The sequence below is a fragment of the Aeromonas media genome (assembly GCF_020423125.1).
GTDB classification, from domain to species: Bacteria; Pseudomonadota; Gammaproteobacteria; order Enterobacterales; family Aeromonadaceae; genus Aeromonas; species Aeromonas media.
This window is the reverse complement of sequence record NZ_CP075564.1, coordinates 4273281-4286178: the sequence shown is the minus strand read 5'-3', so window position 1 is coordinate 4286178 and position 12898 is coordinate 4273281. Positions and strand designations below refer to the sequence as shown.

At 66.2% G+C, this 12898-nt stretch carries 11 protein-coding genes; 2 read left to right on the top strand and 9 right to left on the bottom strand.

The genetic code is table 11. The features are described 5' to 3' along the window. The 5 genes from KI797_RS19820 to KI797_RS19800 form a co-directional block, all read right to left on the bottom strand. Nucleotides 1-1110, bottom strand: a complete 1110-nt coding sequence (locus tag KI797_RS19820; protein WP_161507701.1) for an ABC transporter permease — start codon at nt 1108-1110, stop codon at nt 1-3. Beyond that, nucleotides 1107-2846, bottom strand: a complete 1740-nt coding sequence (locus KI797_RS19815; RefSeq protein WP_161507700.1) for an ATP-binding cassette domain-containing protein — start codon at nt 2844-2846, stop codon at nt 1107-1109. Before KI797_RS19815 ends, KI797_RS19820 begins: the two co-directional genes overlap by 4 nt. Next, nucleotides 2843-3811 (bottom strand): secretion protein HlyD, encoded by a 969-nt coding sequence (gene hlyD, locus KI797_RS19810; protein ID WP_161507699.1) that lies wholly within the window; start codon nt 3809-3811, stop codon nt 2843-2845. Before hlyD ends, KI797_RS19815 begins: the two co-directional genes overlap by 4 nt. Then, nucleotides 3808-4440, bottom strand: coding sequence for a TetR/AcrR family transcriptional regulator (locus KI797_RS19805; protein WP_226170735.1), 633 nt, complete (start codon nt 4438-4440; stop codon nt 3808-3810). Before KI797_RS19805 ends, hlyD begins: the two co-directional genes overlap by 4 nt. Nucleotides 4441-4667: 227 nt before the next feature. Next, on the bottom strand, nt 4668-5588 hold the full coding sequence (locus KI797_RS19800) for a LysR family transcriptional regulator (protein ID WP_226173182.1): 921 nt from the start codon (nt 5586-5588) through the stop codon (nt 4668-4670). Between the two features lie 187 nt (nt 5589-5775). Here KI797_RS19800 and KI797_RS19795 point away from each other — a divergent pair, with 187 nt between their 5' ends. Next, nucleotides 5776-7164 carry an MFS transporter gene (locus tag KI797_RS19795; protein WP_161507697.1) on the top strand — a complete coding sequence of 463 codons (1389 nt, stop codon included), beginning with the start codon at nt 5776-5778 and terminating at the stop codon, nt 7162-7164. A 62-nt stretch (nt 7165-7226) separates the two neighbouring features. Here the strand turns inward: KI797_RS19795 and hslU are convergent, their stop codons facing one another. The 4 genes from hslU to argS all read right to left on the bottom strand — a co-directional run bounded on the left by hslU (nt 7227) and on the right by argS (nt 11933). After that, nucleotides 7227-8555 carry an HslU--HslV peptidase ATPase subunit gene (gene hslU, locus KI797_RS19790; RefSeq protein WP_005328414.1) on the bottom strand — a complete coding sequence of 443 codons (1329 nt, stop codon included), beginning with the start codon at nt 8553-8555 and terminating at the stop codon, nt 7227-7229. Nucleotides 8556-8623: 68 nt separating this feature from the next. After that, a complete protein-coding gene (hslV, locus tag KI797_RS19785) occupies nt 8624-9157 on the bottom strand; it encodes an ATP-dependent protease subunit HslV (RefSeq protein ID WP_005340772.1) in 534 nt (177 codons plus the stop codon). 187 nt (nt 9158-9344) lie between these two features. Next, nucleotides 9345-10184, bottom strand: coding sequence for an SPOR domain-containing protein (locus KI797_RS19780; RefSeq protein WP_161507696.1), 840 nt, complete (start codon nt 10182-10184; stop codon nt 9345-9347). A 3-nt stretch (nt 10185-10187) separates the two neighbouring features. After that, nucleotides 10188-11933, bottom strand: a complete 1746-nt coding sequence (gene argS, locus KI797_RS19775; protein WP_025328695.1) for an arginine--tRNA ligase — start codon at nt 11931-11933, stop codon at nt 10188-10190. 314 nt (nt 11934-12247) lie between these two features. Here argS and KI797_RS19770 point away from each other — a divergent pair, with 314 nt between their 5' ends. Then, the gene (locus KI797_RS19770; RefSeq protein ID WP_025328694.1) at nt 12248-12814 is read left to right on the top strand and encodes an LON peptidase substrate-binding domain-containing protein; all 567 of its coding nucleotides are present in this window, start codon (nt 12248-12250) and stop codon (nt 12812-12814) included. The last annotated feature ends 84 nt before the right edge of the window (nt 12815-12898 follow it).

Here is a 12898-nt window from a genome sequence, read left to right as displayed (position 1 = left end):
TTACTCCAGGGTGCGCCGCGTCTTGCGGGCGGTGAGGGCCAGCCAGAAGGCGGCCAGCAGCAGCAGGCAGACGCCGTTGACCAGCAGGATGGAGAGCACGTTGCCCGCCTGGTAGAGGGTCTGCAACGAGCTCGCGAAGTAGCGGGCCGGGATCAGGTGGGTGATGGCCCGCAACAGCGGTGGCATGCTGGCGATCTCGAACACGAAGCCCGAGAGCATCATGGCCGGCAGAAACGCCGCCGTCAGCGCGGCCTGGGCGGCATTGAACTGGTTGCGCATCACGGTGGAGAGAAAGAGCCCGAGCCCGAGGGCGCTGCCGAGAAACAGGGTGGTGAGCACGAACAGGGAGAGCAGCGAGCCGCGCCAGGGCACCCCCATCACGGCCACCGAGAAGAGCAGGCAGATGAGCATGGCGGCGATGCCGAGCCCGTAGTAGGGCAGCAGCTTGGAGAGCAGCAGCTCTGCCTTGGTCACCGGGGTGGCGAGCAGCGCCTCCATGGTGCCGCGCTCCCACTCCCGGGCCACCACCAGGGAGGTGAGCAGGGCACCTATGATGGTCATCACCACTGCAATGGAGCCGGGCACCAGGAAGTTGCGGCTCACCAGCGCCGGGTTGAACCAGGCGCGGCTCTCCACCGCCACCGGCAAGGAGAATCCCTCTCTGGCGAGCCACCCCTGCCAGATCCCCTGCACGTAGTGGGTGACGAAGTTCGCCGTGTTGGGTTCGGAGCCATCGGTGAGCAGCAGGGCTTTCGGCGTGCCATCCCCCTGACTGGCCAGGGCGGCGGAGAAGCCGTCATCAATCACCAGCAGGCCGCGGATCTCGCCGCGCTCCAGACTGGCGAGCAGCGCCGCCTTGCTCGGGCCGCCGTGGATTTCCAGCGCCGTGGAGCCGCGAAGGGCCTGCTCCAGCCGCACCGCCGGTGCGCCACTATCGGTGCGCCAGATGCCGAGCCGCAGGTGGTCCACGTCCAGGTTGATGGCGTAGCCCATCACCACCAGCAGCACCACGGGCATGATGAAGGCGATGAGGATGCTGCTGGGGTCGCGCACGATCTGCAGGGACTCCTTGCGGCACAGGGCCAGCAGTCGGCGGCGGTTGATGCTCATGCGTCCTCCTCGCTGGCCTGCTCGACTAGCGTGATAAAGGCCTCTTCCATGGTTGGCAAGGCGGTGGTTGTGTCCTTGGCGGCCAACCCCTTGAGCTCGTCCGGGGTGCCCAGGGCCAGCAGGCGACCGCGGTAGATGAGGGCGATGCGATCGCAATACTCCGCCTCGTCCATGAAGTGGGTGGTGACCAGCACTGTCACCCCGTGATCGGCCAGGGCGTTGATGTGGGACCAGAATTCCCGCCGGGTCACCGGATCGACCCCTGAGGTGGGCTCGTCGAGAAACAGCAGCGGCGGTTCGTGGAGCAGGGCGCAGGCGAGGGACAGGCGCTGGCGCAGGCCAAGAGGCAGGGATTCCGTCTGCTGGTCGAGCCAGGGGCCGAGGGCGAACGCCTTCACCATGGCGTCGATGCGCGTCTGCTGCTGGCGACCGAACAGGCCGTAGATGCCGGCGAAGAATGACAGGTTCTGGGCCACGGTGAGTTGCTTGTAGAGGGAGAACTTCTGGGCCATGTAGCCGAGGTGCTGACGCGCCGCCGAGGGGCTGCGGGCCAGATCGATGCCGGTCACCAGCGCCTGCCCGCTGCTTGGGCGCAGCAGGCCGCACTCCATCTTGAAGGTGGTGGACTTGCCCGCGCCGTTGGGACCGAGCAGGCCGAAGATCTCCCCCCGGCGCACCGCGAAGCTGACGTCGTCGGTGGCGGTGAAATCGCCAAAACGCTTGGTGAGGCTGCGTGCCTCGATCACCGCCTCCGGTGATACCCCCTCGGGCAGGCTGGCCTCGCGCATCAGCTGCGCCAGGCTGGATTCCCCACCCGGGCCGCCCCCCAGCAGATCGATAAAGGCATCCTCGAGTCGTGCAGGGGTCGGTGCGAAGCCACCCTCCGAGAGACCGAGTTCCGCCAGGGGAGGCGGCATCTGGTCCGGGTGCAGCAGAAGGCGCACCCGCTCCCCCGCCACAGTGCCGTCCATCACCGCGGGGTGAGCCAGGGCGCGGCGCAACAGGGCGCGCCGCTCACGGCCGTCCAGTTCTCCGGCTTCCAGCAGCCAGCAGCGGCTGGCCATGGCTCCCATGAGATCCGCCGGGGTGCCGCTGGTGCGCACCTCGCCGTCCGCCATCAGCAGCACGTGGTCGCACAGCTCGGCCTCATCGAGGTAGGCGGTGCTCCAGAGCACCGTCATGCCTCCCTGGGCCAGCTCGCGCACCATCTTCCAGAGGGCGCGGCGGGAGATGGGATCGACCCCGACCCCGGGCTCGTCGAGCAGCAGCACGTCAGGGGTGCCGAGCAGGGCGCAGGCCAGGCCCAGCTTCTGCTTCATTCCCCCCGACAGCTTGCCCGCCGGCCGTGCGGTGAAGCGGGCGAGATCGGTGAAGGCGAGCAGGCGTGCAAAGGTGGGGCTGCGCTCTGGCTCCAGCACCCCGCGCAAGTCAGCATAGAGGCTGAGGTTCTCCTGCACGCTGAGATCCTCGTAGAGCCCGAACTGCTGGGGCATGTAGCCGAGCCGTTGACGCAGGGCATCCCCCTCGCGCACCGGATCCAGCCCCAGCACCCGGATTTCCCCGGCCTCCGGTACCAGCAGACCGGCCAGCAGGCGCAGCAGTGTGCTCTTGCCAGCTCCGTCCGGCCCTACCAGGCCCGTGATGCCACCGGTCGGAATGGTGGCCGAGATGGCGTTGAGGGCCACCCGTTCGCCGAAGCGCTTGGTGAGCCCGGCGAGCTGGATGGCGGCGTTCATGGCTGCAGCCTGACGGTGACCGGCATTCCCTGGCGCAGGGCGGAGTCAGGATCCTGCACCACTATGCGCAGCCGGTAGACCAGGTGGGTACGAAGATCCGGCGTCTCCACGGATTTGGGGGTGAACTCGGCGGTGGGGGAGACAAAGCCCACCACCCCCTGATAGGGCTTGTCCGGCCTTGAGTCAGTGGTCAGGGTCACCCTGGCACCGCTCGGGAAGTGGCCGAGCCAGGGCTCCTCCACATAGGCGCGCACCCAGACCGGCGCTGTCAGCGAGAGGTTGAAGGCGGTAGCCCCCGGCTGCACCATGCTGCCGGTCTCGATGGCGCGGGTGAGGAGGATGCCGTCGCTCGGGGCTGTCAGCACGGCGTCGGCGAGCGCCAGTTCGGCGCTGGCCAGCGTCGCCTTGGCCCCTTGCAGCTGGGCATCGGACTGGGCAATCTCTTCGGGGCGATAGCCGGTCTCGAGCTGGCCGAGCTGCTCGCGGGCGGAGCGCACCTGGGCCTGGGTCTGATCCCGCTGGGAGCGGGCGCTGTCGAGCTGGCCACGGGAGATGGCGCCGGTCGCCGCCAGCGCACTCTGGCGACGCCACTGCTGCTCTGCCTCGAGGGCGGCCGCCTCGGCGGCGGCCAGCTCGGCCCGGGCACGGTCTGTCTCTTCGCTACGATACCCCTTGTGCATCAAGGTGTTGGTCGCTTCGATCGCGGCCAGATTGGCGCGGGCGCTGTCGCGCTGGTGGGCAAGGGGCACGGGATCGAGACGGGCCAGCGGCTGACCCGCCTTGATGATGTCCCCCTCATCGACCAGCACCTCGCTGACCCTGCCGCCGACCCTGAATGCCAGATTCACATCGCGGATGTCGACGTTGCCGTAGAGGATGGAGCCGTCGGCCGGGCGGCTCTGCCACCAGAGGTAGCCACTGAGCAGGGTCAGCAGCAGGGCCAGGATGGCGATGCGTTGTTTCATGCGGGATCTCCTTCGGAGCGGCGCAAGCCGCGCAGGGCCCATACCAGGCGTTGCCGGGCGGCCTCGGGATTGTCTATCTGGGACAAAAACGGCGCCGCCTCCGGAGGCAGCCAGCCGAGCTGGCGACCGCCACCGGCGATCACCAGGGGCAGACCGACGGAGCCCATGATGAAGATCATCAGCTGCAACGGGTTGCCCGCCACCAGGGCTCCCTCCGCCTGCGCCTTCTGAACCTGCTCGAGCAGCAGCAGGGGGTGGCGGCGCGGCAGGCTCAGCAGAAAGCGCTGGGCCGCGCTCTCGCCGGCCAGGGCATCGCCAAACAGGTGGTTGATGAAGCTGCGCTGGCGCGCTACCAGGGCGATCACCGCCACCATGGTGGCTTCGAAGGTCGCCAGGGCAGAGGGGTAGGTGCCGCGGGCAGCCACCGCCTTGAGCTCATCAAAGAGGGGGGCGTACCAGAGCTCCACCAGCTCGTCGATGAAGGCGTCGCGGTTGCCGAAGTGGTAGACGAAAGTGCCGAGATTGACCTCGGCCGCCGCCGCCAGCTCGCGCACAGTGAGGCCGCGCAGCCCCTTGTCGGTGGCGATCGCAAGGCCCGTATCGAGCAGTTTTTGACGAGTGGGGTGCATCTAGCAGCGCTCCTGTTGCACAGATTTCGATCTAAATTATACGCACGTATAAAATTGAGGGAAGGGGGCGGGCCGATCTTTTTTTGAACAAGGGGTGAGCGGCGCCTCGCGGCTCTGTGTGACGGAGGGAAAAGGCGGGTGCGGCGGGCCGGAGCCCTCGGGTTCCCGGGCAGCCGCGCCGTGCTCCCCGGGCGGCCAGGAGGTGGATTTGCCGGCCGCCGGGGGGATCAGCTGTCCCTGATGTCCACTCCATAGGGGGCCTGGGCGCAGGTCTCGCGAATGAGGGTGCGCAGCCAGCGGTGAGCCGGATCGGCGTCCTGGCTGGGGTGCCAGATCAGGGCGACCCGGATCCCCGGCAGGGGAAAGGGCAGGGGCAGGGCAACCAGATCGGCGTGCAGGGCGGTGCAGTGCCGTTCGGGCACTGTCGCCACCAGGTCGCTGTCCCTCACCAGGGCCAGGGCAGTGGCAAAGCCGGGGACCAGGGTCGCCGCCTCGCGTGTCAGGCCGAGGTGCGCCAGGGCCTCGTCTATGGGGCCCTGCTCCAGCCCGCGCCGCGACACCAGTATGTGGCGGGCGGCGGCATAGCGGGGGGCGGTCAGGGTACCCTCGCACAGGGGGTGGCCCGGACGCACCACGGCGACGAAGTGGTCCTGAAACAGCGCCTGGGTACGCAGCTCGGGCGCCGTCTCTGCACCTATGACGCCGGTTTCGAAATCCAGCTCGCCGCTGCGCAGGGGGCCGCTCCCCTTGTCGGGCTTGGCCAGGAAGTGCAGCCTGACCCCGGGGGCCTCGGCGGCGAGTCGCGCCAGCAGGGCAGGGCCGACCGCCTCCACGAAGCCGTCGCTGGATCTCAGGCGGAAGGTGCGTTCTAGGCTTGCAGGATCCACCTCTTGCTGGGGGCGCAGCACGGCGTGCGCGTCCTGCACCAGCTGGCTGACCTGGGCGCGCAGGGCCAGGGCACGCGGCGTGGGCACCAGACCCCGGCCCGCCCTGACCAGCAGAGGGTCACCCGTGGTCTCGCGCAGCCTGGCCAGGGCCCGGCTCATGGCGGAGGGGCTCAAGGAGAGTCGCCTGGCGGCACCGGCCACGCTGCCCTCGTCCAGCAGGGCATCCAGGGTCAGCAGCAGATTGAAGTCGGGGGTGTTCATGGCATTGCCCTCGCCGAGCCGGGGATCCCGGGTGATGACCCATGACGGTCGGTTGGCTTCATCATACGCGAGAACCCCGCTCTTCATATGGCGTCTCATGCAGCTATAAGCTGCAAGTCGTGCGTCTTCCGCCGGCTCATGTCCCCCGCTAGCCTTGTGGGCATCATCCTCTGCCGGAGACAGTGCCATGTCACAATGCAAGTCACTCCCGACCCCTGCCGCTCGCCGTCTCGGCCTGCTGGCGCTCGGCCTCGCCACCCTGCTGCCCATGCTGGGAGGGAGCCTGGCCAACATGGTGCTGCCCGCCCTGGGGCAGGCCTTTGCGGTGCCCTTTGCCAGCCTGCAGTGGGTGCTGGTGGCCTATCTGCTGGGGATCACCTGCCTGACTGTGGTGGCTGGCCGACTGGGGGACAGGTTCGGTCGGCGTCGTCTGCTGCTCCTGGGGCTGGGGCTCTTTGCGCTGGCCTCGTTGCTGTGCGCCCTGGCGCCGACCATAGGCTGGCTGATCGCGACCCGTGCCCTGCAGGGGGTCGCTGCGGCCTGCATGCTCTCCCTGGCGCTGGCCATGGTGGGCCAGCTGGTGCCACCGGCGCGGCGGGGCTGGGGTATGGGGCTGCTCGGTACCCTGTCGGCCTGTGGCACTGCGATCGGTCCTTCTTTTGGCGGCCTGCTGACGGCCGGCTTTGGCTGGCAGGCCCCCTTCCTGCTGCTGGCGCCCCTCAGCCTGCTGGCGCTGGGTTGTGCCTGGCTCGGCTTGCCCCGGGACGGCTCCTTGCCACAAAAGGAGGGGATGAACCTCGCGAGCCTGTCACTGCTGGTGGCTGCCCTGCTCTGTTACGGCCTGGCGCTGACCCTGGGGGGCGCCCTGGCCCTATGGTGGGGGGCGGGGGCCCTGCTGGTCACGGCCTCGTTCGCTCGCCGCGAGCACCGCGCCCCTGTGCCCCTGTTGCCGCTGGCGCTGCTGGGGGTCCCGGGGCTGCGCAACGGCCTTGTCGCCAGCGCACTGGTGGCCAGCGTCATGGTGCTGACCCTGCTCATAGGCCCCTTCTACCTGAGGGGCGTCTTCGGTCTCAGTCTCGGGACTGTCGGCCTGATGATATCGGGCGGGCCCCTGCTGGCGGCCCTGACGGGCATGCCCGCCGGCTGGCTGGTGGATAGGCTGGGTGCGCGGCCGGTGGTCCGGCTGGGGCTGGCAGTCATGGGGACTGCGGCCCTCGGTCTGGCCGGGGCGGCGGGGCAGTTCGGCCCGCTCGGCTACCTGCTTCCCATACTGCTGCTGACCGCCGGCTATGCCCTGTTCCAGACCGCCAACAACAGCGCCGTTGTGGGTGGGGCGAGTGAGCAGACCCGGGGCGCCGTGGCCGGTCTGCTGACCCTGTCGCGCAATCTGGGCCAGTTGACCGGGGTGGCCGGGCTCGGCGGCCTGTTCGCCGCCCTGGTGGGAGAGCAGGGCCTGACTCTGGCCAGCGAGCTGGTGTTCGGCACCCGGGCCCTCTTCGCCCTGAGCGCCTTGCTGATTGGTCTGGCGTTCTGGCTGGTGGGTCGCCGCCGGGAGGGAGTGCTGGCCAGGGCCTGAGCCGGAACGCATAAAAAACGCCTCCGCGAAGGGAGGCGTTTGTCTAACGGGAGGGGGCGAGCTTACAGAATATAGCGGCTCAGATCCTCGTCCTCGATCAGGGCACCGAGGTGGGCGTTGACGTAGTCGGTGTCGATGACGAAGGTCTCGCCGGACTTCTCGGAGGCGTCGTAGGAGATGTCTTCCATCAGCCGCTCCATCACCGTGTGCAGGCGGCGGGCGCCGATGTTCTCGGTGCGCTCGTTGACCTGCCAGGCCGCCTCGGCCAGACGGCGGATGCCGTCCTGGGTGAACTCGATCTTGACCCCTTCGGTGGCCATCAGCGCCTGGTACTGATCGGTCAGGGAGGCGTTCGGCTCGGTCAGGATCCGCTCGAAGTCATGGGTAGTCAGTGCGGTCAGCTCGACCCGGATCGGCAGGCGACCCTGCAGCTCGGGGATGAGATCCGACGGACGGGCCACCTGGAAGGCGCCGGAGGCGACGAACAGTATGTGGTCTGTCTTGACCATGCCGTGCTTGGTGTTGACGGTGCAGCCCTCGACCAGCGGCAGCAGGTCGCGCTGCACCCCTTCACGGGAGACATCGGGGCCCGAGCTCTCGCCGCGCTTGCAGATCTTGTCGATCTCGTCGAGAAAGACGATGCCGTTGTTCTCGACCGCGGCAATGGCCTTCTGCTTCAGCTCTTCCGGGTTGACCAGGCGGGCCGCTTCCTCTTCGATCAGCGCCTTCATGGCCTCCTTGACCTTGATCTTGCGCTTCTTCTTCTGCTGCTGGCCCAGGTTCTGGAACAGCCCCTGCAGCTGGTTGGCCATCTCTTCCATGCCCGGCGGGGTCATGATGTCGACGCCCATGGGGGTGGCGGCCAGATCCAGCTCGATCTCCTTGTCATCCAGCTGACCTTCCCGCAGTTTCTTGCGGAAGATCTGGCGGGTGTTGGAGTTGTCGGCCTTCTCCTCCTCGCCCCAGCTGTTGCGCGGGTTCGGTAGCAGGGCGTCGAGGATGCGCTCCTCGGCGGCTTCCTCGGCGCGGTATTTCATCTTCTCCATCTCGGTCTCGCGCACCAGCTTGATGGCGACATCGGTGAGATCGCGGATGATGCTGTCCACTTCCTTGCCCACATAGCCCACTTCGGTGAACTTGGTAGCTTCCACCTTGATGAAGGGGGCGTTGGCGAGCTTGGCCAGACGACGGGCTATCTCGGTCTTGCCGACCCCGGTCGGGCCTATCATCAGGATGTTTTTCGGGGTCACTTCATGGCGCATCTCTTCGCTGAGCTGCATCCGGCGCCAGCGGTTGCGCAGGGCCACGGCCACCGCACGCTTGGCATCGGCCTGACCGATGATGTGTCTGTCCAGCTCGTGGACGATTTCTCTCGGGGTCATCTCGGACATGATGGAGTTCCTGTATCCGGGGCGGGCAGGGCCCACCCCTTGGAGAATGAGTTGGCTGACGGGCGCCCTTACTTGGCGCTGTAGTCCAGCACTTCGATGGTGTGGTTGCCGTTGGTGAAGACGCAGATGTCGCCCGCAATTTTGAGGGACTTCTCGACTATGGTCCTGGCATCCAGCTCGGTGTTTTCCAGCAGGGCGATGGCGGCGGACTGGGCGAAGTTGCCGCCGCTGCCGATGGCGATCAGGTCATGCTCCGGCTGCACCACGTCACCGTTGCCGGTGATGATGAAGGATTTGTGCTCGTCGGCCACGGCCAGCAGGGCTTCGAGGCGGCGCAGGGCGCGATCGGTGCGCCAGTCCTTGGCCAGCGCCACGGCGGCGCGTTCCAGGTTGCCCTGATGGGCCTGCAGTTTGGCTTCGAAACGCTCGAGCAGGGTGAAGGCGTCGGCGGTGCCGCCGGCAAAACCTGCCAGCACCTTGCCGTTGTAGAGACGATGAACCTTGCGGGCGTTGCCCTTCATGACGGTGTTGCCGAGGGAGACCTGGCCATCACCGCCGATCACGACCTGGCCGTTGCGGCGGACGGAAACTATGGTAGTCACTTTACTTACCTCGCTTGAGCCGAATGACGGCCGGACTGTGCATGGCAAGAAAGATGGGGATGGCAAACCGGCTTTTCAAGCCTGCCTGTTGTCGGGAGAAAGGGGGAGGCCATGTCGGCGAGGGAGAGGGGAGTCGAAAGGAGAAGGGCCGGGGTTGTCCCCCGGCCCTTCTTGATTGGCTCTGTGGCTAGCCTTTCTTGGGAATGCAGCCGCTGATGCCGGAGCCTTGCAGCTTGCGGTTGGCCGCATCGACGGCCGCCTTGCCGCTGAAGGGCCCCACCATCACCTTGTAGACGGTGCCATTGGCGCCATTGACCACCTGCAGGCTGGAGGAGAGGCCGGCGCCGAAGGCGATGCGCGCCTTGAGCGATTCGGCGGAATCCTGCGAGCGCAGGGCGGCACACTGCATCATGTAGCGACCGCCGTCGGCTGCCGCCGTCTGGGTCGCCGCCTTGGCCTTGGCTGCCTCGGCGCGTTCCCGCTCCAGCTCGGCACGGATCTCCCGCTCCATCCGTTCACGCTCGGCCTTCTGGTTGATCACCTGCTCTTGGGCGCTGGCGACCGGGGCACCGGTGGCCGGCTTGGTCGGTTGCACCGGTTGCGGCTGGAAGGGCTTCACCTGACCGAGGGGGGTCCCGGGTTGGGGGATCTCGGTCGGTACCGGCTGCGGCAGCTTCTCGGGTTGCAGGGTGAGGGTTTCGGCAGGCGGTGGCGGCAGCACGCCCGGCTGGGGCGGCGGCTCTATGATGTCCACCTGCTTGTTCTCCAGCCGTTCGATGTAGCTCCACTTCTCCTGGGGCAGGGTATTGCCCTGTGCCTTGGGTTTGTTGGCCTTCACCTGCTCTTCGATGGTGGGGGCATCAGCCCCCTTGCCGTTGATCAGGTAAAGGAAGGCGCCAAAGCCGACGACCAGGGCCCCGGCCAGCAGTGCCGGGATAACAGGAAAGCGGCGAGGTGCCGCTTTCTTGATGTTACGACCACCGGCCCGTCGTCTCGGGCTGTTGCCGACGTAATCCCGGGTCGCCATCTATTACATGCGCTCCAGGGTATAGATGCCCAGCACGCCCAGGCCCAGCTTGAGCACCTTGGCGGTGGCGGCGCACAGCAGCAGGCGGCTGTTGCGGGTCGCTTCGTCCACGCCGTCCTTGTTGATCGGGCAGGCTTCGTAGAAGGTCATGAAGTTGCCGGACAGCTCGTACAGATAGGTGCACAGCAGGTGCGGCATGCCCTTGTCCGCCACGCCGTTGACCGCGTCGGAGAACTGGATCAGCTTCTGGGCCAGCACCTCTTCGGCCTCTTCGTTCAGGGTCACGTGGCCGGTCAGGGCCTCGGCATCGATGTTCGCCTTGCGGAAGATGGACTGGATGCGGGTATAGGCGTACTGCAGGTAAGGGGCAGTGTTGCCTTCGAACGACAGCATCATGTCCCAGTCGAAGATGTAGTCGGTGGTGCGGTTCTTGGAGAGATCCGCATACTTGACCGCGCCCATGGCGATGGCGTGCACCACCTTGGCCTTCTCTTCGGCAGAGAGATCGCTGTTGCGGCTCTCCAGCAGGGCACTCGCGCGCTCTTCGGCTTCGTTCAGCAGATCGACCAGCTTGACGGTACCGCCGGAGCGAGTCTTGTAGGGACGACCGTCCTTGCCCAGCATCATGCCGAAGGCGTGGTGCTCAAGCGGTACGGATTCCGGCACATAGCCCGCCTTGCGGGTGATGGTCCAGGCCTGCATCAGGTGCTGGTGCTGACGGGAGTCGATGAAGTACATGACACGGTCGGCGCCCAGGCTTTCATAACGGTACTTGGCACAGGCGATGTCGGTGGTGGTGTAGAGGAAACCGCCATCGCTCTTCTGGATGATGACGCCCATGGGCTCGCCATCCTTGTTCTTGAACTCGTCGAGGAACACCACTGTCGCGCCTTCGCTCTCGACCGCCAGGCCCTTGGCCTTCAGGTCGGCCACTATCTGGGGCAGCATGTCGTTGTACATGGACTCGCCCATGATGTCCTTGTTGGACAGGGAGATGTTCAGGCGGTCGTAGTTGCGCTGGTTCTGCTCCATGGTCATGTCGACCAGCTTCTTCCACATGGTGCGGCAGTACTCATCGCCACCCTGCAGCTTGACCACGTAGTTGCGCGCGCGCTCGGCGAAGGCTTCGTCTTCGTCGTAGTGACGCTTGGCCTGGGTGTAGAAGGCTTCCAGGTCCTTGAGCTCCATGTCGGAGGCGTGCTCGTTGGCCATCTTCTCCAGGTAGGCGATCAGCATGCCGAACTGGGTACCCCAGTCGCCGATGTGGTTGGCACGCACCACCTTGTGGCCGAGGAACTCCAGGGCGCGGGCGGCGACGTCACCAAGGACTGTGGAGCGGATGTGGTGCACCGCCATCTCCTTGGCCACGTTCGGCGCCGAGTAGTCCACCACCACTGTTTGTGGCGCGGGCAGCTTCACGTTGGCGTTGGCGGAGGTCACCATGGCTTCCACCTGACCGGCCAGCCAGCTCGGGTCGAAGAAGAAGTTGATGAAGCCGGGACCGGCGATCTCGACCTTGGCGATCAGATCGGAGGCGGGCAGGTGCTCAATGATGGCAGCGGCCAGCTCACGGGGGTTCTTGCGGGCCGGTTTGGCCAGCAGCATGGCCAGGTTGGTGGCCAGGTCGCCGTGAGCCTTCTCCTTGCATCGGTCTACTTGCACCCGGGCTTCCAGGTCGGCCGGCAAGACGCCCGCGGACTTGAGATTGGCTACCGTTTGTTCAAGTAGATGATGAATATGCTCTTTCATAACTGACCACCGAGGTTGCGCGTCGAAAAATGACTGACTGGATAAGGGCGTGAATTTTACCCGCATCGGGCCGAGAAAACTATAGGAATGGCCCGACCCCCTAGGGGTGGCGGATATTTCACTGCGTTTTTCACCACATTGCAGAATATTGATTTGAATAAGTGGTGGTTATCCATTTCTACTGCATATCGAAGCGGCTTGTCCAGGCTATTTTCCCCTGATTGTTAAGGGGTTATTTATTCCAATTTGGTCTGAATGATCCCGCGCCGTCCGGCTGTCGTATCCTCAGAGGAAGTCGCTAGAGGACGATCCCGATGACACTGGTGCTGTTTCCACTCTCCGCCCACCTGCTGCCCGGTGGCATCATGCCGCTGCGCATCTTCGAGCCCAGGTATCAGCGCATGATAGCCGAGGTGCGGGAGCGGGAGTTTGCGCTCTGCATGCTGGACCCCCGCCAGCCCGACGCCATGCGCAACATGTATCCCATCGCCACCCGGGTGCGGATCATCGATTTCGATCTGCTGCCGGACGGCCTGCTCGGCATCACAGTGCTCGGGGTAGAGCGGGTCAGGATAGTCGATCTGTGGCAGGAGCCAGACGGCCTGCGGGTCGGCGAGGTGGAGCCGCTGCCCCCCTGGCAGAGCGGCCGGCTCAAGGCCGACCAGCACACCCTGGCCAAGGCGCTGCAGGATGTGTTCAACGACTACCCGGAATACGCTGCCCTCTACCCCGAGCCCGACTGGGACGACGCCAGCTGGGTGGCCCAGCGCTGGCTGGAGGTACTGCCCATCCCGGTGGAGCAGAAGCAGTGGCTGGTCGCGGCCAAGGATAACCAGCCCGCCCTCTCCCTGCTGAGTGGCCTGCTGGTCGCGAGCCACTGAATTCCCGTCCCCGGTGATCCTTTTGCCCCGCCCGTCGTAATGGTGATGACAGCAACACTCAAGGGATGGCGCAATGGCATATAC

Bases quoted from the DNA above. Each gene is read 5' to 3' on its own strand.
- KI797_RS19820 (WP_161507701.1), bottom strand. From the start codon at position 1,110: ATGAGCATCAACCGCCGCCGACTGCTGGCCCTGTGCCGCAAGGAGTCC.
- KI797_RS19815 (WP_161507700.1), bottom strand. From the start codon at position 2,846: ATGAACGCCGCCATCCAGCTCGCCGGGCTCACCAAGCGCTTCGGCGAA.
- hlyD (WP_161507699.1), bottom strand. From the start codon at position 3,811: ATGAAACAACGCATCGCCATCCTGGCCCTGCTGCTGACCCTGCTCAGT.
- KI797_RS19805 (WP_226170735.1), bottom strand. From the start codon at position 4,440: ATGCACCCCACTCGTCAAAAACTGCTCGATACGGGCCTTGCGATCGCC.
- KI797_RS19800 (WP_226173182.1), bottom strand. From the start codon at position 5,588: ATGAACACCCCCGACTTCAATCTGCTGCTGACCCTGGATGCCCTGCTG.
- KI797_RS19795 (WP_161507697.1), top strand. From the start codon at position 5,776: ATGTCACAATGCAAGTCACTCCCGACCCCTGCCGCTCGCCGTCTCGGC.
- hslU (WP_005328414.1), bottom strand. From the start codon at position 8,555: ATGTCCGAGATGACCCCGAGAGAAATCGTCCACGAGCTGGACAGACAC.
- KI797_RS19780 (WP_161507696.1), bottom strand. From the start codon at position 10,184: ATGGCGACCCGGGATTACGTCGGCAACAGCCCGAGACGACGGGCCGGT.
- argS (WP_025328695.1), bottom strand. From the start codon at position 11,933: ATGAAAGAGCATATTCATCATCTACTTGAACAAACGGTAGCCAATCTC.
- KI797_RS19770 (WP_025328694.1), top strand. From the start codon at position 12,248: ATGACACTGGTGCTGTTTCCACTCTCCGCCCACCTGCTGCCCGGTGGC.